The 20,181-nt window shown below is 29.0% G+C and carries 13 protein-coding genes, 1 tRNA gene and 1 pseudogene; 10 read left to right on the top strand and 5 right to left on the bottom strand.

The window, feature by feature from the left end; all coding sequences use genetic code 11:
* The first annotated feature begins 218 nt into the window (after positions 1–218).
* The 5 genes from metF (at position 219) to Q0684_RS00375 (ending at position 5,784) form a co-directional block, all read left to right on the top strand.
* The gene (gene metF, locus Q0684_RS00355) at positions 219–1,172 is read left to right on the top strand and encodes a methylenetetrahydrofolate reductase [NAD(P)H] (protein ID WP_299012056.1); all 954 of its coding nucleotides are present in this window, start codon (positions 219–221) and stop codon (positions 1,170–1,172) included.
* A 340-nt stretch (positions 1,173–1,512) separates the two neighbouring features.
* A complete protein-coding gene (gene trxA / locus Q0684_RS00360) occupies positions 1,513–1,830 on the top strand; it encodes a thioredoxin (protein ID WP_299012057.1) in 318 nt (105 codons plus the stop codon).
* 327 nt (positions 1,831–2,157) lie between these two features.
* Positions 2,158–4,725 (top strand): M1 family aminopeptidase, encoded by a 2,568-nt coding sequence (locus Q0684_RS00365; RefSeq protein ID WP_299012058.1) that lies wholly within the window; start codon positions 2,158–2,160, stop codon positions 4,723–4,725.
* A 1-nt stretch (position 4,726) separates the two neighbouring features.
* On the top strand, positions 4,727–5,647 hold the full coding sequence (locus Q0684_RS00370) for a DUF58 domain-containing protein (RefSeq protein ID WP_299012059.1): 921 nt from the start codon (positions 4,727–4,729) through the stop codon (positions 5,645–5,647).
* 63 nt (positions 5,648–5,710) lie between these two features.
* Positions 5,711–5,784, top strand: a tRNA-Asp gene (locus tag Q0684_RS00375).
* Between the two features lie 1,047 nt (positions 5,785–6,831).
* On the opposite strand, the gene Q0684_RS00380 is transcribed toward Q0684_RS00375, so the two are convergent.
* Positions 6,832–7,731 (bottom strand): WYL domain-containing protein, encoded by a 900-nt coding sequence (locus Q0684_RS00380; RefSeq protein WP_299012060.1) that lies wholly within the window; start codon positions 7,729–7,731, stop codon positions 6,832–6,834.
* A 138-nt stretch (positions 7,732–7,869) separates the two neighbouring features.
* On the opposite strand from Q0684_RS00380, the gene Q0684_RS00385 reads away from it, so the two are divergent.
* From Q0684_RS00385 to Q0684_RS00395, 3 genes are all read left to right on the top strand, one after another.
* Positions 7,870–8,538, top strand: coding sequence for a hypothetical protein (locus tag Q0684_RS00385; RefSeq protein WP_299012061.1), 669 nt, complete (start codon positions 7,870–7,872; stop codon positions 8,536–8,538).
* 9 nt (positions 8,539–8,547) lie between these two features.
* Complete coding sequence (locus Q0684_RS00390) at positions 8,548–9,204, top strand: hypothetical protein (RefSeq protein WP_299012062.1); 657 nt, start codon at positions 8,548–8,550, stop codon at positions 9,202–9,204.
* 166 nt (positions 9,205–9,370) lie between these two features.
* The gene (locus tag Q0684_RS00395) at positions 9,371–10,483 is read left to right on the top strand and encodes a toxin-antitoxin system YwqK family antitoxin (RefSeq protein ID WP_299012063.1); all 1,113 of its coding nucleotides are present in this window, start codon (positions 9,371–9,373) and stop codon (positions 10,481–10,483) included.
* A gap of 689 nt (positions 10,484–11,172) precedes the next feature.
* Here Q0684_RS00395 and Q0684_RS13490 read toward each other — a convergent pair.
* The 4 genes and pseudogenes from Q0684_RS13490 to Q0684_RS00410 form a co-directional block, all read right to left on the bottom strand.
* Positions 11,173–11,418 (bottom strand): annotated as a pseudogene (locus Q0684_RS13490) (DDE-type integrase/transposase/recombinase); the annotation flags it as partial.
* Positions 11,419–11,768: 350 nt separating this feature from the next.
* Positions 11,769–11,936 (bottom strand): hypothetical protein, encoded by a 168-nt coding sequence (locus Q0684_RS00400; RefSeq protein WP_299012064.1) that lies wholly within the window; start codon positions 11,934–11,936, stop codon positions 11,769–11,771.
* Positions 11,937–11,957: 21 nt separating this feature from the next.
* Positions 11,958–14,066 carry a T9SS type A sorting domain-containing protein gene (locus tag Q0684_RS00405; RefSeq protein WP_299012065.1) on the bottom strand — a complete coding sequence of 703 codons (2,109 nt, stop codon included), beginning with the start codon at positions 14,064–14,066 and terminating at the stop codon, positions 11,958–11,960.
* 278 nt (positions 14,067–14,344) lie between these two features.
* Entirely contained in the window at positions 14,345–15,232 is an 888-nt protein-coding gene (locus Q0684_RS00410) for an AraC family transcriptional regulator (RefSeq protein ID WP_299012066.1), read from the bottom strand.
* A gap of 457 nt (positions 15,233–15,689) precedes the next feature.
* Here Q0684_RS00410 and Q0684_RS00415 point away from each other — a divergent pair, with 457 nt between their 5' ends.
* Both Q0684_RS00415 and Q0684_RS00420 read left to right on the top strand, forming a co-directional pair.
* Positions 15,690–17,102 carry a hypothetical protein gene (locus Q0684_RS00415; protein ID WP_299012067.1) on the top strand — a complete coding sequence of 471 codons (1,413 nt, stop codon included), beginning with the start codon at positions 15,690–15,692 and terminating at the stop codon, positions 17,100–17,102.
* Between the two features lie 48 nt (positions 17,103–17,150).
* The gene (locus tag Q0684_RS00420) at positions 17,151–20,177 is read left to right on the top strand and encodes a TonB-dependent receptor (RefSeq protein WP_299012068.1); all 3,027 of its coding nucleotides are present in this window, start codon (positions 17,151–17,153) and stop codon (positions 20,175–20,177) included.
* Positions 20,178–20,181: the final 4 nt, after the last annotated feature.

Here is a 20,181-nt window from a genome sequence, read left to right on the forward strand (position 1 = left end):
CATCTTAATCTTCCCAAAGGGAAGAAACAACTTTGTGTAAATTAGTATACAAAGAAGTTTGAAAGATGAATAAAGTTGGCAAACAAGTTGCGTTAGCGATTGAAACGGCATCCTTTTTTCTTTTTCAGAAAAAAGATATAGTGTAAAGCGCGACCTTTTTAGGTAACGCCCAAAAAAAATATAGAATATTAATAGATACTGAAACAAGTTCAGCATAAATGAAAATTACAGATCACATCAAAAAAGCAGACGGAAAAACGTTGTTTTCCTTTGAAATTATTCCGCCAAAAAAAGGAAATAATATTCAAGAATTATACAATAACATAGATCCTTTAATGGAATTTAATCCACCTTTTATAGATGTTACCACGTCTAGAGAAGAGTATGTTTATGTAGAAAAATCTGGATTATTAGATAGAAAAGTTACCAGAATGCGCCCAGGAACGTTAGGTATTTGTGCTGCAATTAAGCATAAATATGACGTAGATACTGTGCCACACGTGCTTTGTGGAGGTTTTACAAAAGAGGAAACCGAGTATTTGTTGGTAGATTGCCATTATTTGGGCATAGATAATGTGATGGCTTTAAGAGGAGATGCTATGAGTCATCAAAAGTATTTTGAGCCAAGTAAAAATGGGCATCAATACGCGGGCGATTTGGTTGCACAGATTAATAATTTAAACTGTGGTAAATATCTGCATGACGTTATAGAGGCAGATAATTGTACAGATTTTTGTATTGGTGTTGCAGGTTATCCAGAAAAGCACTTAGAATCGCCTTCTTTACAAACCGATTTAAAGCGTTTGAAACAAAAGGTAGATGCTGGCGCAGATTATGTGGTAACCCAAATGTTTTTTGATAATAAAAAGTATTTTGAGTTTGTAAAAGCAGCAAAAGAAATAGGCATTAACGTACCAATTATACCAGGTATTAAGCCCTTGGCAGTAAAGCGCCATTTGCAATTGTTGCCGCAAGTTTTTAGAATAGATATTCCAGAAGATTTAATTAACGAAGTAGAAAATTGCAAAACAAATAAAGAGGTAAGGCAAGTGGGTGTTGAGTTTGCAATTAATCAATCTAAAGAATTGTTAGCAGCTGGCGTACCCTTTTTACACTATTATTCTATGGGAAAGAGTGATAATATACATGCCATTGCCAAAGAATTGTTTTAATTTTTTTTGGGCGTTCCCTAAAAAGGTCGGGCTTTCCATTGCAATCTTTTGTGCAAAAAAGCACAAAAGGATTTCCATTGCAATCCCTAACGCGCTTACGGTTGTGTAAATAAAAAAACGCTAAAAAAAATATTTTTTACTTAGTTTATACCAAGTAAATTTTAACGCAGATAAAGGTAAAAAGAAACTATTTATATGGGTTATTTTACAGTTTTATTGGTATTACATAAAATCTATTGATAGATATATAGTAAAAAGCAATTTTTTAAAATTAAAGAAGCAAATTAAAAAGTTATTTTTGTTTTAGTAATAAATTGAAATTAATTTAAAAAAATATATAATGGCATTAGAAATAACAGACGCAACATTTGATGAGGTAGTATTAAAATCAGACAAACCAGTATTAGTAGACTTTTGGGCTGCTTGGTGTGGACCATGTAGAATGGTTGGCCCAATTGTAGATGAAATTTCTACTGAATATGATGGTAAAGCTGTTGTAGGTAAAATAGATGTAGATGCAAATCAAGAATTTGCGGCTAAATATGGTGTTAGAAACATACCTACAGTTTTAATTTTTAAAAACGGAGAAGTTGTAGATAAACAAGTTGGTGTTGCACCAAAAAACGTTTATACTGGTAAAATAGATGCTGCTATTTAAATAGTACCACAACAATATAAATACAAACCACGCTTTTTAGCGTGGTTTTTTGTTTTAATAGTTTACTGTTAAATCGTTTTTTTTATAACCAAATATGTCTTTAAAATTTGTAAATTTATGTTTCAATTTTATAATACCAATTAAATTTTAAAATGATACATAAATAAATTGAATTATTTTTTTCTTTATCAAGGCAAAATTTTTAATCATAGCCTTAGTTATGGTTTAAAATTTTAACACAGATAAAGGTAAAAAGAAACTATTTATATGGGTTATTTTACTGTTTAATAGGTATAAGTTTCTTAAAAACATTTTAAATACATGCTTATGCGCTTAATAACAAAAATAATAGCTGTTTTATTACTTGTTTTACTAATTTCTTGTAACCTTAAAGAAGGGGAATTAAAATTAGAAAACGGCATTTCTTACGAGTTAGCAAAGTATAGAAAACAACAAATTACAGCCGTTGTTTATAACCTTCATTTTAAAATTCCTAAAGAAAAAACAGCACCAATACCATCAAAATTGACACTAGATTTTACGGTAAATGATTTAAAAAATGATGTTTTTTTAGATTTTAATGTCAATAAAACCAACCTTAAAACTTTACATATTAATGGTGAAGTTGCAGAAATTAAGCATCAAAAAGAACACTTAATAATAGATAAAGCCAAACTAATTTTAGGTAAGAATACGGTAGACGTTCTTTTTAATGCAGGCGAAAAATCATTAAATAGAAACGATGATTTTTTATACACCTTATTAGTGCCAGACAGAGCAAGCACGTTGTTTCCTTGTTTTGATCAGCCAGATATAAAAGCCAAATACAATTTAAGAATTACAGCACCAGAAGATTGGAAAGTTTTGGCGGCTAGCTTTAAAGAAAGTAGCTTGGCAATAGATGGTTTTAAAGAACATACTTTTAAAACAACTGATTTAATGAGTACTTATTTATTTTCTTTTGTAGCCGGTAAATTTACAGAAGAAACTAAAAATCCGGGTGCTTTTGATATGCGTTTTTTATACAGAGAAAACAATAAAGAGAAGATAGCAGAAAGTGTAAATCAGGTTTTTGAAATTCATCAAAACGCACTTAATTTCTTAGAAGATTATACGTTAATAAAATTCCCGTTTCAAAAAATGGATTTTGCGGCAATTCCTCCTTTTCAATATGGTGGAATGGAGCATGTGGGTGCAATTCAGTATAGAGAATCTTCTTTATTTTTAGATAAAAATGCAACACAAACTCAAAAATTAAGAAGAGCCAAATTAATTGCGCATGAAACCTCACATATGTGGTTTGGAGATTTGGTAACCATGAAATGGTTTAATGATGTTTGGATGAAAGAAGTTTTTGCCAATTTTATGGCAGATAAAATTGTAAATCCTGTGTATCCAGAAATTAATCATAACCTAAGTTTTATGATGTCTCATTATCCTGCAGCATATTCAGAAGATAGAACAAAAGGCACTAATGCAATTCGCCAAAATTTAGACAATTTAAAAGATGCAGGTTCTTTATATGGAAGAATTATTTACAATAAAGCACCTATTATGATGCGCCAATTGGAATATTTATTGGGAGATTATGCGTTTCAAGAAGGTGTGCAAGAGTATTTAAAAAAGTACGCTAACATAAATGCAGATTGGAATGATTTGGTTACTATTTTAGACACAAAAACTAAAGGTGAAATTAAAAACTGGTCAGATGTTTGGGTAAATTCTTCCAGCAGACCCATTTTTTATGAAGAAATAGAATTGAATGCAAAAGGCAATGTTACTAAATTTATAATCCATCAAAAAGCAGAAGACGGCTCTAATAAAGTATGGACACAGTCTTTTAAAATGCAATTGAAAGATGCCAGAGGTTATGTAAAAAACATAAACATAAGAAACATGGGTAAATCTTTTGACATTACTTCTGCCACAAAAGATTTTAAACCAGGGCAAGTTTTATATAACGTTAACGGATTTGGTTATGGCGTTTTTCCTATCTACAAAAAAGAAGTTTTTGCTTATAAATCTCTTAAAGATGATGTGGCTAGAGGATATCAATATATTAATTTGTATGAGAATATGTTACTTGGAGCAATTTCGCCAAAAGAAACCTATTCTGTCTTTTTAAATGCAATTGCTAGCGAGAATAATGAACTAATTACAAATTATTTGTCAGGGAGATTGCAAACCATTTTCTGGACTTTTTTACCAATTGAGGTACAAGAAGAAGTACAGGCTAAAACCGAAGGAACTATTTTTAAGTTAATAGAAAGTGATTTGCCAGCCAACATAAAAAAAACATTGTTTAATTTGTATAAAGCTATAGCGACTTCAACACAAGGTAAAGCCAATTTATATGCCATTTGGAATAAGACCAAAGTAATTAATGATTTATTTTTAAATGAAAATGATTATACAGCTTTAGCAATGCAATTGGCAATTTTTAAACATACAAATGCCAAAGAAATTTTAGTAGAACAACAAAAAAGAATTACCAATCCAGATAGCTTAAAACGTTTTATGTGGTTGTTGCCTTCTTTATCTGATGATGCAAATGTGAGAGACAACTTTATGAAATCTTTGTTGCAAAAAGAAAATAGAGGGAATGAATCTTGGGTGCAAACAGCATTAAATAATCTGCATCATCCACTAAGGCAAAAATCATCTACTAAACATTTAAAATCTATTTTAGAAAAATTAGAAGAAGTGCAATTAACAGGAGATATCTTTTTCCCTAAAGGCTGGTTGTCAAGTTCTATTGGTAATTATTCTTCTGCTGAAGCACACAAGATTTTACAAGGTTTTTTAGATGATAATTCAAATTATAATCCTATTTTGTTAAAGAAATTATTACAAACCACAGACAATTTAACAAGAGCTCAAAAAATTAAAAAGTAGCATGAATTTAGCAGAAGTAAAATCGTCTGAAATAAAAAACTTAGATATTTTAGCCAAAAGCGTGGTAGAAGGTTTTATTACAGGAATGCACAAAAGTCCGTTTCATGGCTTTTCTGTAGAGTTTTCTGAGCATAAATTGTATAACAAAGGCGAAAGTACACGTCATATAGATTGGAAGTTGTTTGCAAAAACAGAAAAATTATACACCAAAAAATATGAAGAGGAAACCAATTTAAGATGCCATATTATTATAGACAATTCTGCATCTATGCATTATCCTGTTGTAAAAAAACAAACGGTAAACAATTTAAATAAAGTAGGTTTTTCTGCAATAGCTGCTGCTTCTTTAATGGAAATTTTAAAAAGACAAAGAGACGCAGTGGGTTTAAGTGTATATTCAGATACTTATGAGTACTATGCACCAGAAAAGGGTAGTGATCGCCATAGAAACATGCTTTTGCATCAACTAGAGCAATTGTTAGTTTCAGAAACAAAAGCAACCACAGAAACTTATAAATTTTTGCATGAAATTGCAGAGAAAATACACAGGCGTTCTTTAATTTTCTTATTTACAGACATGTTTCAAACTAATAAAGAAGATGAGGCCTTGTTTGAAGCTTTACGTCATTTAAAATACAACAAACACGAGGTAGTTTTGTTTCATACTTATGATAGCAAAACAGAATTAAACTTTAATTTTGATAATGTACCCAAAAAATTTGTAGATGTAGAAACTGGGGAAGAAATTAATGTATATGCAGAAAATATACAGGAAAAATACACAGAATTTGTAAGTAGTTATTTTAAAGAATTAAAAGACAAGTGTTTACAATATCAAATAGATTACGTTCCTGTAGATATTAATGCAGGTTATACAGATGTTTTAACGGCGTATTTAATCAGTAGAAAAAAAATAAAATAAAAAAGTGTTTTTTTGTTTGCAGATATTAAAATCTATTATATATTTGCAACCGCTAAAAGCAACGGTCTGGTAGTTCAGCTGGTTAGAATACCTGCCTGTCACGCAGGGGGTCGCGGGTTCGAGTCCCGTCCAGACCGCAGAAAGCACTTCATTTATGAAGTGCTTTTTTAGTTTTATTTCAATTTAACTTACTGTAAATAAAGGTCTTATAGGATAAAATTACTACTTTTTTTATCAATTTCAAAAAAGGTTCGGGGACTAAACCGGGGACTTTTTTTTTCTTGTAAGCCAAAATAATTTTTATTTTCAAAATAAAGCAACTAGCATCATTAAAATGCTTTTAGCAAAATTAAGTTGGTCTATAAATATACGTAAAAGAGTGCTGTTTGTTATTTTATAAAACAATTTTTATTTATTTAAAATAAAGCGATGTAAACGGTATTTAAGACGCGTTTTGTTTTTTACTCTAAAAAAAATCAATAAATACCTCGGTTTTTAAAACTGCTATAAAAATAACTTATAGTAATGAATGCATTCCAAAGTAAATATGCATTGACTTTTTATTGTTTTTTAGTTTTTTTTAACAACTGCTCCACAATTGATTTTACTATAAATTTTCCTTGTTTTTATATGTTTTATTTTTTTTGATGATTTTTAATTAAATTAAAGAATAAAATTCATTAAAATTTCAATGAAAAACAATAAAAATCATTGTAAAAAAAGAATTGAATTTTTTATAATTATTCTAGGAGATAATATTTGAGTTTTTAATACCTTTTTTATTCCTTTTATACAATGAAAATAATTATTTTTCCTTTATGAATTTTAGCATCCCTAAAATCGATTAAAGTCAATAAATTTTAAGCATTGGTTTAATAGAAAATTTTGCATCTTATCATCAAGTGGCATATTGATTTTACTAGGAAAATGATAAATTGTAATTTTTGAAGTATTTCACGTTAATTAAGTTATTAAATTAGATTAAAACTCTCTTAAATTTTGATGAGAAAAAGTCATTTTTGTTTAATTATCTATAATTTATTATCAAGAATAAAAAATTATTCTTGGGAATAAATAGTGAGTCCTGCAGTTGAATTTCTATACTTTTTAGACGATTTAAATCGTATTTTATTATTCAATTCTTGACTAATTAAATCTGGTACAAAAAAACATGTTATACGTTATCAACCAAAAATATTTCTGTAAAATAAGGTATTGTCGTCTTTAATTTTTTCAATTTCTGTTAAGCATCTATCATAATATGCTATTAGTTCAGGTGGTTCTATTATTCTAACATTGTACATCCACAAAAATATCCACCCTACTAATTCTCTATTTATCCCACATTTAAATGTTATTGTAGTGGTATTATCTTCATTTACAACTTTCTGTGAATGGTGCCAAATAAACTTTTTTACATAAGCTCCGGTTATTGAAGAGAATTCTAATTTTATATTATAAATATTGTCGTCAACGTTTTTAGTAACGCCAAAGAGTCCCTTTTCAAAAGTTAGGTACCCTTCTTGTAAAACCTTATAATTATACTTTTTTTTACTGCGTAAGATTCTAGCTCCAATGAGTTGGCTAATGTCGAAAATAGCATAATCATTAGTTTTGGTTATATAGCATCCTAAATAAAAATCTAATCTATGTTGAATTATTTTAAACGGTAATAGCGTAAGAGGAGTATCTTTAAATTCTGAATTAAATGATGTTACATCATTTATTACGCTACTTACTCTTAGAGGTGCTTTTTTTACAATAGCATTAGAAAATAAAGATATTTGTGCCTTTATGTGGTCATCATTGGTAGGGATTTTAAAAACAGAATCTACTATTTGCGAAAAATCATTAGTTTTTTTCTTGTTGGTTATTTGCAGCTCTAAAACATTATTTATACCTCTACTTTTTACCAACTCCTCGTTTTTGTTAAGAAACTGTTTTAACTCATTAATATCTCTTTGTAATTGTCTTAAGCCAAGGATAGTTTTCTTTTTTTTAAACGCACTTAGTAAAGTGTTGTAGGTTTGTTTTGTTTCTTTTAAAAGATTGTAAATAAATTTAATGCGCTGAGTTTGTTTCATTTTTCATAAATTTTACGACAATATAAGACGTTTTAGTGGTTTTTTTGGAAATATTACATCAATATTTAATTAACTTCGTTTTTAACTTACAAAACAAATTAAAACAGGGATAAAGTTTATAGGATACAAAAAAAAGATTTGATAAATAATTTTATAGTTGCCTGTGAAAAATTAGGTTACAAAGATGTAATAAACAATCCTGTTAAAGAGAGTGTAACCTATAAAGCAATTGGTAAAGGTTTACAATGGGGAACAAATGCTGTTATTTTAGTTGAATTTAAAGAGAAAGAAGGTTACACTAATGCATCGTTTGAGATTATAAAACAAATCAGATTTCCAAAATTTGGAAAACAAAAACTAGCTGAAAAATTTTACAAAGAAATAATTGGCTTGGTAGAGCTGTTAAACGAAACTACGATAAAAGATAATCAACCATTTAATGATACTGAAAATGAAACTAATAGTGAATCAATTGAAAATGAAAGAAAAGTTGCTGAAAATAAAAGAGCTAACACCTTAAACAATAGAAACGATTCAGAAAATGTTAACACATATTTAGATAAAAACAACAAAAAGAAAAAAAATAAATTACTAATTTTTGGAGGTATACTAATTTTATTTTTAATGATAACTCAATTATCAAAATCATCATCTTCTCCATCATCATCAATTAATGCCTGTGAATGTTCAGAAAGGTGGTTGGCTACACCTAAAAGTATGATGAAAAGTACTGATAAATGGAAGTATGATGAATGCGTAAGAAAATATGGTGGATTCGCTGGTGCTCACGCGAAATGTAATGAATAATAAAAACTTATGAAAGAACAAAATCTATTAAAAAGTAATATTTTAAAATTAAACACATTTGTATTATTAATACTAATGCTTACAGGAGTTAGCTGTAAAAAAGAGATAGACTATGAAACCGAGCAAGACTATTTTGAAATAAGAAAAAACATTACTTATTATAAAGGAAAACCTTTTAATGGTATTCTAGTTAAAACCTACAAATCTAATTATGATTGGAGTGAAGAAGCTGAGGATGTAAATGAAGAAGCGTATATAGAACCTAATATTGTATTAGAAACTTTTATTGAAAGGACACCATACACAGAAGGAAAAATTAATGGAAAACAGAAAACGATAATAAAAAAATCTAAACAGTTAGAGATACTCTTTTCAGAGATGGATTATGTTTTAGGTTATTGGAAAAGTTTTAAACGCTATTACTCTAATGGTAACATCCTTCATATTATTACTTATAAATCAAATAAAAATGAATGGGAAAAACAACAGACGTATTATAAGAACGGTGTTGTAAAAGAGGAAAAACAATACAATTATAAGAATGAAGTTAAAGTGAACCGTTATTATAAAACTGGGGTGATAAAAGAAGAGTTAATTGAACAAGGTAATGGTTTCTATACAATTATAAATAAATTTAATGAAGATGGCAGCCCAATTAGAAAGTAATATATTTATTTTTTACTAAAATAAATGGTTTAATGTTACCTATAAATACAGTTATACTGATAAAGAAAACCAGACTTTCTAGAATCATTTAACAGAAAGACTAATGGGAAAGTTATTGTACTTATTAGCATGATCACAATAGTCTTTTTTTTTAAATAACATATTAATGTTTCTAATATTAATGCTGGCAGTAGCTAGCTGCAAAAAAGAGGTAAACTATGAAACCGAGCAAGACTATTTTGAAATAAGAGAGAACGGAAAAAATAAAATATTCTATGGTTTTCCTAAACCTGAAGGAAGTAGTATTCTATATTACAAAGGAACTCCTTTTAATGGTAATTTGATTGGTAAAAGTCGTAATGATATTTATATTCATAATGTACAATTTAAAGAGGGTAGATTAGATGGAATTTATGAAAGATATTACGAAAATGGACAACTGGAAAGAAAAACAAATTATAAAGGAGGGAAAAGGAACGGATTATTTGAAGAATATTACGAAAATGGACAATTAAAAATAACAACCACACTTAATGGTGATAGGTTTACTGGTTTAACGGAAGAATATTTTGAAAATGGTCAATTATTAGGGAAATCAAACTTTAACAAGGATAATCTTAGAGTAGGAACAGTAGTGGAATATTATGTAAACGGACAATTAAAATTAAAAATAAATTATAAAGGAGGAAAAAAGAACGGATTATTTGAAGAATATTATGAAAATGGACAACTAAAATCAAAAATAAATTATAAAGGAGGAAAAAAGAACGGATTATTTGAAGAATATTACGAAAATGGACAACTAGAAAGTAAGGGTTCTTATTGGTTTGATAATGATGATGGAATTTTGGAGCAGTATTACGATAATGGAACACTATTGTGCAAAAGTAGTTGGATAAAAGGAAAGGCTGCAGATGGAATTATAAGGATTTTTTATGAAAATGGGAGATTAAAGAGCATGAAACAGGTTATAGATAATCAAGATAGATTTATTGTGAATTATGAATATAATGGTGATATAATATGGCCATATAAAGAATATTATGGTAATGGAAAAATTAAATTAGAAGTTGATTTCGAATATGGACATGATTTCAATGGATTTGAAACGTCTTGGCATGAATGGGGTTCTTACAAGGGTTCGAAAAAAATAAATTACCAAGATTTTACTAATAACTCCAATTACAAAATTTTTGCCATTGATTCTCATATATTGAACAATAAAAAAGTAGAAAAAATTAAAATTGTAGATACCATAAAACAAAAAAAAATCAAATAAAACAATCAATTGAAATTAACCAATTTGTAGGGAGATGGTATGATGGTGATAATTGTTGGCTTAATATAGAAGAATCTAACGAAAATCTAAATATCTATTACCATGCAGGTCCATGCCAAGGTACTATCTTTGGTAGATTCATAAAAAATAAACACACATTAATTCATGTAAGTTCAGAATGCAACTATAGAGGGTTTAATAACGAGCATATCCTGGGTAAGAAAATTGGATATGCAAGAATAATAAACAGACAACTTGTATTAGATTTAGCTATTGGTGATGATCTATTAAAAAAAGGAGGACAGGTCTTTAACCGTGAAGAGTAATGAATTATACCAAGACTTATTTTTTAGTCAATTTTAATATGTGATCTAAAGCTTCTCGTAATGAGCATAAAAACACATCATGCAGATGTACTTTTGAAGAATGAATGGAACACTTAATAAGGGATATACGTAATTAAGGTAAATTGCTAATAAATGACTTTAGGTTCTGACGCATCTGTTAAAATTAAGCCTCAAGTTTTAAACTAATTTAATTTTTTAAGAAGCTAATAATATAAATGATTTGTATGTTGAACTTTCAGGGTTCACCAGTTGATTTTTATTTATCATTCTAACTACTTCTATTACTGTTATGGTTCTCTTTGCTGATTTAAATTCTTTAAAACCTAGACCTAGAATAATACGCTACTTTATCATTCGATGGTCTTGTTCTACAATATTATTAAGGTATTTGCATTGCCTTATTTTTATGTTTGAATAGTTTCTTCGATTGTATAGTTTTACCGCAGCTTTATTCGCCCCACTCTTATCGATGTTTATAAGTTCTGGATTAACATTATTCTCTATGGCTTTGATTAAAAATTTCTGTTCAGATATGCGTTGTCTTCTTTTAGTTAACAAAAAGTCTACAGTATTCCCTTCTTTATCAACTGCTCTGTATAAACATCTTCACTCACCCTTTACCTTAATATAGGTTTCATCTAGTCTCCACCTTTTCCCAACTAATTTTTTTCTCTTTCTGAATTGTTGTTCTAAAAGGGTTGTTAATTTGAATACCCAGTGTTGAATAGTAGCATGATTCACTTTGACCCCTCTGATAGATAAAAGTTTTTCTACATCTCTATAAGCTTAGACTAAACCTTAATTTGAAGTAAACAGTTTGTAATATGATTTCTTTAGGAAAACAGTGACCTTTGAACATCTTTTTTGTTGTAAATATAAAAAAAATGATTATTTCTTAAATTAGATGCGACAGAACCTTATAAACGGATGTTAAATTTTTAAAACCCAGTTCCAGGTGCTTCTGGACTTTGCGCCTGAGCTTTTCGAGGATTTAAAATCATATAAGTACCTAAAGCCGTAAGTGCTGCGTATTTACCGAAATTTCCTATTTTTTTAATAGCGTCTTTACGAGAAATTTCCTGTTTGTTATTTTTTAGTTGTTTCATTTTTTTATCTTTTCTCGTTAATTATTCTAAGATTATTTTTTTGTTTAATTCACCTTTGTTCGTCTGAAGTTTTACTAAATAAATTCCAGTTGCTAAATTTGGTAATGAAATATTATTTACATTTTCACCATCAAATGTTGTTGACATTACTTTTTTGCCTAATAAGTTGAACAAAGATATATTTGTTTTTCCTTTGTTTAAACCGGTTATTTTTAAACCTTCGCTACCAATATTATAAATACTTACACTATTTAGTAAATCTGAATCTAAACTTAATGATTTAGATGTATTTGTGTGAATATAGAATCTTCCTGTTCCATTTAAGGCATTAGATATATATACAGAGTGTGAGTTGGAGCCACTAATTTTATTATAGGTGTTTTGTTCTCTATCTTCTAAATAAACATCTATTCCTGCTGGCAAATTTTTTGTATATGTAGAAAAAATAATTTCTTTTCCTTCTCCAGCAATTACTCCTAAAGGAACAATCATTGTTTCTAAATCAGAATTTGGTAAAGATTGTACACTTAGTTTTTTATCATCATTTGGTATAATAGTGTATATAGATAGTTCATAATCTAAACCATCAAACATAGATCCATCAAAACCATTATCAAAACCTTTTGAAGTACCTTCTAAATAATATAATTTCGTACTATTAGTGATGTTATCTTGTTTTATACTTAATGTTATTTCTGTTCTACTAACAGAGCTCTTTAAGAAAGTATCTGTTTTGTGACTTTGATTCTCTTCAGCAAAAGAAACCTCATTATCAGCAGCAGGGCCTGCACTTACAAAAAACGCTTGTCCAGGAGCAATCTCAAAAGTTGGGTCTGTGCCAGACATTTTAGTAATATAACCACCATTTCCGGAATTTGCATTTGGATCCCATAACCAAATTGTTTCCTCTGTTAATCTATCAGGAGCATTATTATTTGTGAAAAAAGCACCTAAATTTATAAAGGATAAATAAGGGTTCCCTACTAAATTAAAATTATTTGTGCCTTGAGAAATAGCTATCTGTCTATCAGATTTTCTGAAAAAACCAGAAAATTCAACATCACCAGCAGTTGCATTTTTTATAGCAAAACCTTTACCTACTGTAAAAGCATCTCCACCAGCATAACTAGCATCATAATAATTAAAGCCATTTCCATCATTTGTGTAATTTGCGATACCTTTAAAGATTGGATTTGTAGTACCTGAAGCTAAATTATTGCCAGCAATAAAATTAACAATACTAACACCAGCAATAGGAGAAGTTGCTAAGTGCCATGCTTTTGTTGCATCTGCATTTGCTGTTAGTGTTCTTTTGTATTTTATTGAGTTATTCGGAGAAATCGCTTCTTTGTCTACAAGTAACGAAGAACCATTGCTAATGTTTATTGCTGTGCCACTTGCAATATTTATATAGTTGGTTGATATAGCCGTATTATCAGCTACAATAGGTTCAGCAACTCCAGTTGGTATTATCGCACCTAAACTAGAAGAAGGTAGACCTCTAGACCAGTTGGTTGGCGTAGACCAATCTGTTGTTGTCCCTAACCATGTATTTTGTAGTTCTGATGGAGCACTGTTTGTGAATTTAATATTGTCAACATAAAGAAAAGTATTAGTATCATTTAAAATTGTACCAGATGGTACGTTTTCAACTCCCATGTCTGCATGGAAAGAAAGATAAGATACAGTTTTTCCACCAGTACCACCAGGAATTGTAAACACAATATCTTGCCACTGACCAATGTCTGTATAATCATTTGTGCCTCTTGTAACACCACCTGCATTTTTATTTTCAGCAGTACCATCAACTCTTACTCCTAAATCTGTTTGTTCTGGTGCCTTTACTAATATATGAATATATCTTGTTTCATTTGCTGGTATCACATAAGGTGTGCCTAAATCAAAATTAATCAATAACCACCAATTTGTTGTTCCAGCTACCCTGCCAATTCTACCAACATTTGCTGATGCATTATCAGTCATATCAGGATTTGCTATCAAAGAATAATCAGCTCCTCCTGCCACCCTAACAGTAGGAGAACCAATTTCAAAATCGTGAAGTACCATTGTTTGTCCATAAATAAATGCGGATGTACAAAACAACAACATTAAGGTGATTTTTTTTAACATAATAATTAAATTTAAATATTTTGTTAAAATTACTGTAACATAACTCTTAAAAAATAGACAAAAATTTAGAATATATGGACAATTTTATTTTTTTGTTAAATAATACTTAATTTATATGTTTAAAATTTGTTAAATAAGAATTAATTAATCAGTTTATTATTCATTTAAGATTTTTTACTACTCACAAAATAATTTTTTTTTACCTTTTTAAAATTTCAAATTTATTTGAAGGGTATAAAATAAATAAGTAATATTTCTTGAAATTTAAGAATTAACGGTTATTTTCTTTGACCATTTTTATAATTTCTAGGAGATTTTCCCATAAATTTTTTAAAAGTTCTTGAAAAATATAAAGGATCTTCAAAGCCAACTTTGTAACTTATCTCTTTAATGCTTAAATCTGTGTAGCTTAATAATTCACATGATTTTTGTATTTTTTTTAATGTGAAAAATGCAAGTACAGAATAACCTGTTTTTACTTTAAATTTAGTATGAAGATAAGATTTAGAATAATTAAATTTTTCTGCCAATTCATTAAGAGTGAGAGTTTTTTCTAGATTGTTTAATAAATAATTTTTAACAGATTCTACAAGATTGTCACTTTGGTGGGGATTTGCCTTAGATTGAAAATCATGATATACAAAAGAGCTAACAAAATCTAAACTTAAAAGATTAGCGTACTCAATATCTTTTAGAATATAATTATTGTTAAAATAGTTAAATATCTTATTAAATTGATCTGTAATCCCCTTAGAAAAGGGGATGTTTTTATAATTGTCTTTATTAGTCTTTTTATATCTATCGTAGATTTTATCTGCAAAAGATCCATTAAAATGAACCCAATAAATACTCCAAGGGTCAGCATCATCAGCTTTATATGTATGACTCTTATTTTTGGGGATAATAAAAAAATGATTTGGATTTATAATTGTGCTTTTATTTTCAAGTATTATTTCGCCTTTTCCTTTAGTGCAGTAAATAAAAATATATTGTTTAGAACCTTTTTTTCTCGACCTAAAATGATGGTTCGCTAACGGGTAATATCCTAAATCACTTATGTAAAAGTTTTTTGCAATAGGATTGTTTTTAATATCGTTTAAAAATGATTTGGGAAAAGCAATCATTTTTTGTCCAAGAAACCCATCTTTTAAAGTGTTTTCATCCATTTAGTGAGAAAATTTGAGTTGTTTAAGCTATTTAAATGTTAAAATTCTATAGAATAAAGATAATAAAATATATTAATTTATTTGTTTATATAATTTTTTCGTTACCCAGTTTATAATAATTATTAGGTTTTATTACTCTGTTTAAATGTTTTAAATAATTGATAAACATGTGTTTGTATTTGTGTTTTTAGATTTTTATATATTGGTGTTGACATAAAATTACAAATTACAGAAATCAATTTTCAAGTTTTTTTGTCGATTAAGTAATATTATCCATATTTATCCTTTTTTTGTCTATTAGTTGAAGACTTATAATTTTTATATTTGTTTTATTATTGATAATTTATCAACATAAAAATTATCATTTTAATAAAATTAAAAAGTAATTGATAGACAACCTTCAGATTTTAGGTGTCTATTAATTTCCGAGTATTAAGAATAAAAAAAAAACAAAAAAATGAAAGCAATCAAAAAAAAATTAATTTACATGTTCTATTTGTTAGTGATTATGATAAGTTGTAATGATGATACTGTAGAGGTTGATTCTACACCTGAGTTTAATTCCTTTGTAGAAAGTATATCTTCTCTACCTGGCGAGATTGTTACTTTTGAAGCAGTAATTTCTGATCCTGCAGGTGTTAAATCTGTTAATATAAAATATGATAATTGGTTTTTAGATAAGACAATATTTAAAGATTCGTTACCAGATGTCTATAAGATGTCTTATCGTTTTACAGTGCCAAATGATGAAGAAGAGTTTAGTGTTCATACGATCCCTGTAACAATAACTAATGCTGGTGATGTCTCCACTAAAAAAGAAGTTGTAATTACCTTAGATAAAGATATTGACGCTCCTTTAATATCTATTAATAGTCCAGAAAATAATGCTACTGTTTTAGTTGGTGCAGGTGATGAAATAAATTTTAATATAGATTTAACTGATAGAGAGTTGGCTGAGTTTAAGGTGGAAAGCGACATTCTTAATGAAATTATTCCTTTAAATGGGGTTTCAACCTATAATTATAGTAAATCACTAGATGTGGCTAGTCCAGGTAGTTATACTTTTAATTTTACAGCTAAAGATATAACTGGTAACGAGTCTACTTCTTCTGTTACAGTTAGTGTTGTTACAGATTTACAATTTACTGCAATGTACCTAACTGATGAAACAAATGATGCTGCTTTAAGTCAGGATATATTTGGTATACCTTTTAGTACAACAGCTAGTCAAGCATCAGGTGAGAATGGGTATGTTTTTACTGCTTTTTATTACTCTAAAAATGCAAATTCAGAGGTGAGATTTATTCCTCAACAAGGATCTTTTTCTCCGTTTGCTTTTGGTGCAAATACTAATAGTTCTAATAAATTGAATTTAGGAAGTGATGCTACTGTAAATCCAATAATAATTCCTGGTGTAGGTTATTATGAAATAACAATGGATGTTAGAGATTTATCTTATTCAGTTACACCATATACGCCAACAGATTCAGCCTTTGATCAGGTTTATGTTTTAGGGAGAGGGATATTCGTAGATGGAACAACTTCTACATGTACAAAAAATTCAGATGGTGCTACGCAATGCTGGCATTTTAATTCAGGAAAACCACTTGTGCAAGATTCAAACAATCAGTTTTTATGGACCTTAGATGTTACTATCAAAGACCAACCAGATGATAATGGTGCAAATGGATTTATACTAAATGCAAATCCTACTGGATGGGCGCCTTTTTGGAGAACTAACACAGAGGATCGTTCTATAGCAGTTCCTGGAGGTGGAGGTAATTATGTGTTTGAAGATAGTGCTTTGGATAAGGATTATACTTTCATATTTGATACTCATTTAAATAGAGTAATAATTAAAAATAGATAATAAATTAATTTTCTAAATATATATTAATATCAATCAAAACATAAATAAATGAAGCAATTAATTATAATTTTAATAAGTGTACTTTCCTTTAGTCTCTCTGCACAAGCTCAGAAAACTGTAAAAGGAATAGTTACAGACGGGAAAGGTTCACCAATACCTGGTGTAAATATTTTAGAAAAAAACACCCAAAATGGTACTTTCTCTGATTTCGATGGTAAATTTACATTGTCTGCTGGAGAAAAAGCTACCCTAATATTTAGTTATTTAGGTTTTAAAACCCAAGAAATATCGGTTTCAGGTAAAAATCAATTAACTATTAAAATGTTAGCAGACAATACTCAGTTAGAAGAAATTGTGGTAATTGGTTACGGGTCTGTAAAAAGAGATAAAATTGCAAGTTCTTTAGTTACTGTTGATGGAGCTGAAATTGCAAAACAAGTAGCAAGCAATCCTGCAGAAGCTTTACAAGGTAAAGCTGCAGGTGTTCAGGTTTTGTCTTCAGGGGGTTCTCCAGGTGCATCACCTAGAATTGTAATTCGAGGTATTACAACTGCTAATGGTAGTACTAATCCCTTAATTGTTATTGACGGAATTTTACAACCAGATGGGACTTCTCTAAATTCGGTAAATGCACAAGATATAGAGAGCTTACAAATTTTAAAAGATGCATCAGCATCTGCTATTTACGGTTCAAGAGCATCTAATGGTGTTGTCTTAATTACAACTAAAAGAGGTAAAGAAGGTAAATCTGTAGTTAGTGTAGATTTAAATTATGGGGTTCAGTATTGGGATAAGATAGAAAGTGCAGATGCTCAAGAGTATATAAGAATAATGAACACTAGAAGAACTAATGATGGCAATGCTCCTTTGTTTAATCCAGATGACTTTCAAGGAGAAGGAACTGATTGGTGGAATGAAGTAGTTCAGAATTTTTCACCAATTTTAAATGCAAATATAAGGCTTTCTGGAGGTTCTGAGAAAATAAAATACTCTGGTAGCTTAGGGATTTTTGATCAACAAGCAAATTATTCTAAAGGTTTTTATCAAAGAATAACAGGTAGATTTAATGTTGATTATAAGGTGTCTGATAAGCTTACACTTAAGCAAGATATTAGCCCTAGAATTGAAAGGTGGGAGAATACACCAAATTTATTATTCAATTCTCTAAGAATAGATCCTTTGACTCCTGTATTTATTCCACAAAGTGAAAGAGTTGGAAGAAATGAGTTCAGTATCTATGGATTATCTCAAAATTTGGTACCAAACCCAGTTGGTCAATTGGCAAGACAATTTAATGAAAATGATTTTTTTGGTTTTTTCTCTAATACACAATTAGATTATAAAATAACGCCTAATTTAACGTTCAAATCTCAATTTGGGTTTAACATTTCAAGACAAACCTCTCAAACATTTAATCCAGAGTATTTTATTGGCCCTAACCGTCAGTTAGAAATTAATAATTTAACTAAAAGAGTTACGAATAATTTTGATTACGTAATAAATAATACAATTACCTATGATAATACTTTTAATGATAAGCATTATTTAAACTTAACTGGAGGTATTGTATTTGATTCAGAAAATTTTGATTATTTACAGGGATTTAGAGATGGTTTACCAAGTAATACAAATGTAAATTTAAGACAACTCGATGCAGCAGAAGGAGAGACAATAAGAGCAAATGCTAATCAGGCTACTGATAATATTTTATCTGGAGTTTTTAGAACAATTTATAGTTTTGATAATAAATATACATTCAACGGTTCTGTAAGAGTAGATCAATCTTCAAGATTTCCAGAAAATGGTAGAACAGGTGTTTTTTCTAGTGTTTCTTTTGCATGGGATATAGATTCAGAAGATTGGTTTAATAGTGAGACAATTAATAATTTAAGAGTAAAGGTTGCAGCTGGTGAAGTTGGTAATCAAAATATTAGTAGAAATGGTCAATTCTTTTCTGTAGGATCTGGTAATTTTGTTTTTGGTGGAGATCGTGTTGTAGCTAATTTTTTATCACAATTTGGTAATCCTAATTTAAGATGGGAAACTGTAAGAGATAAAAACTTTGGTGTGTTAATGGGATTGTTTAACAATGAGATTACAATAGAAGCAGAATATTATGAAAAAACTTCAGATAACTTACTTTTTAGTGTAGAAACACCTAATTACACTGGTATTCCAGGAACTGTGGCTCAAAACGTTGGTAGTTTTCAATCTAGGGGTTTAGATCTTACTATTGGATATAATAAAAAATGGGATGATCTTACTTTTGGTGCAAATTTAACGCTATCAACAAATGAAAGTAGAGCAATTGATTTAGCTCCTGGTAATGAGGTAATTTTAGGACAAAGAAGACCACGTTTAGGAAATAGATTTGTGAAAATTACTGAATTAAATGAAACTGTTGGTTTGTTTCAAGGATATCAAACTGGTGGTATTTTCCAGAATCAAACAGAGTTAAACTCACATACTTCAGAAGACGGAACTTTAATACAGCCAAATGCTCAAGTTGGAGATCTTAGGTTTATTGATCAAAATGGAGATGGACTTTTAAATGATGATGATTTGACAACAATAGGAAACCCTTTTCCTGACTTTTATGGTGGTTTAAACATCAATATGAATTACAAAAATTTTGATTTTTCTATGCAATGGTATGGAACTTATGGAAATGATGTCTTCAATATTAATACAGAATATATACTTGCAGGTACACAAAACTTAAATGTTTTAGCAGGTTTAGAAGATCTTGTATGGTCGCCAACAAATACTGGAGCTCCATATCCAAGACTAACAGAGTTGGATAGAAATGGAAATTATCAAAATCCTTCTGATTTATTTATAGAAGATGGTTCTTATTTGAGACTTCGTAATGTACAGTTAGGGTATAATTTTAAGATTAAAGGAATAAATAATTGTCGTGTATACTTAGCAGGACAGAATTTATTAACATTTACAAATTATTCTGGGTTTGATCCAGAGGTAAGTAGTGGTGGTATTATTAATGGTTTAGGAGTAGATTCTTCAGGAAACCCAGTAGCAAAAACATTTTTATTAGGATTAAATTTAACACTATAAAATT

Source organism: uncultured Polaribacter sp. (assembly GCF_947503875.1).
In the GTDB taxonomy this organism is placed as follows: Bacteria; Bacteroidota; Bacteroidia; order Flavobacteriales; family Flavobacteriaceae; genus Polaribacter.

Bases quoted from the DNA above. Each gene is read 5' to 3' on its own strand.
- Q0684_RS00405 (WP_299012065.1), bottom strand. From the start codon at position 14,066: ATGTTAAAAAAAATCACCTTAATGTTGTTGTTTTGTACATCCGCATTT.
- Q0684_RS00415 (WP_299012067.1), top strand. From the start codon at position 15,690: ATGAAAGCAATCAAAAAAAAATTAATTTACATGTTCTATTTGTTAGTG.
- Q0684_RS00380 (WP_299012060.1), bottom strand. From the start codon at position 7,731: ATGAAACAAACTCAGCGCATTAAATTTATTTACAATCTTTTAAAAGAA.
- Q0684_RS00400 (WP_299012064.1), bottom strand. From the start codon at position 11,936: ATGAAACAACTAAAAAATAACAAACAGGAAATTTCTCGTAAAGACGCT.
- trxA (WP_299012057.1), top strand. From the start codon at position 1,513: ATGGCATTAGAAATAACAGACGCAACATTTGATGAGGTAGTATTAAAA.
- Q0684_RS00390 (WP_299012062.1), top strand. From the start codon at position 8,548: ATGAAAGAACAAAATCTATTAAAAAGTAATATTTTAAAATTAAACACA.
- Q0684_RS00365 (WP_299012058.1), top strand. From the start codon at position 2,158: ATGCGCTTAATAACAAAAATAATAGCTGTTTTATTACTTGTTTTACTA.
- metF (WP_299012056.1), top strand. From the start codon at position 219: ATGAAAATTACAGATCACATCAAAAAAGCAGACGGAAAAACGTTGTTT.
- Q0684_RS00410 (WP_299012066.1), bottom strand. From the start codon at position 15,232: ATGGATGAAAACACTTTAAAAGATGGGTTTCTTGGACAAAAAATGATT.
- Q0684_RS00370 (WP_299012059.1), top strand. From the start codon at position 4,727: ATGAATTTAGCAGAAGTAAAATCGTCTGAAATAAAAAACTTAGATATT.
- Q0684_RS00395 (WP_299012063.1), top strand. From the start codon at position 9,371: ATGTTTCTAATATTAATGCTGGCAGTAGCTAGCTGCAAAAAAGAGGTA.
- Q0684_RS00420 (WP_299012068.1), top strand. From the start codon at position 17,151: ATGAAGCAATTAATTATAATTTTAATAAGTGTACTTTCCTTTAGTCTC.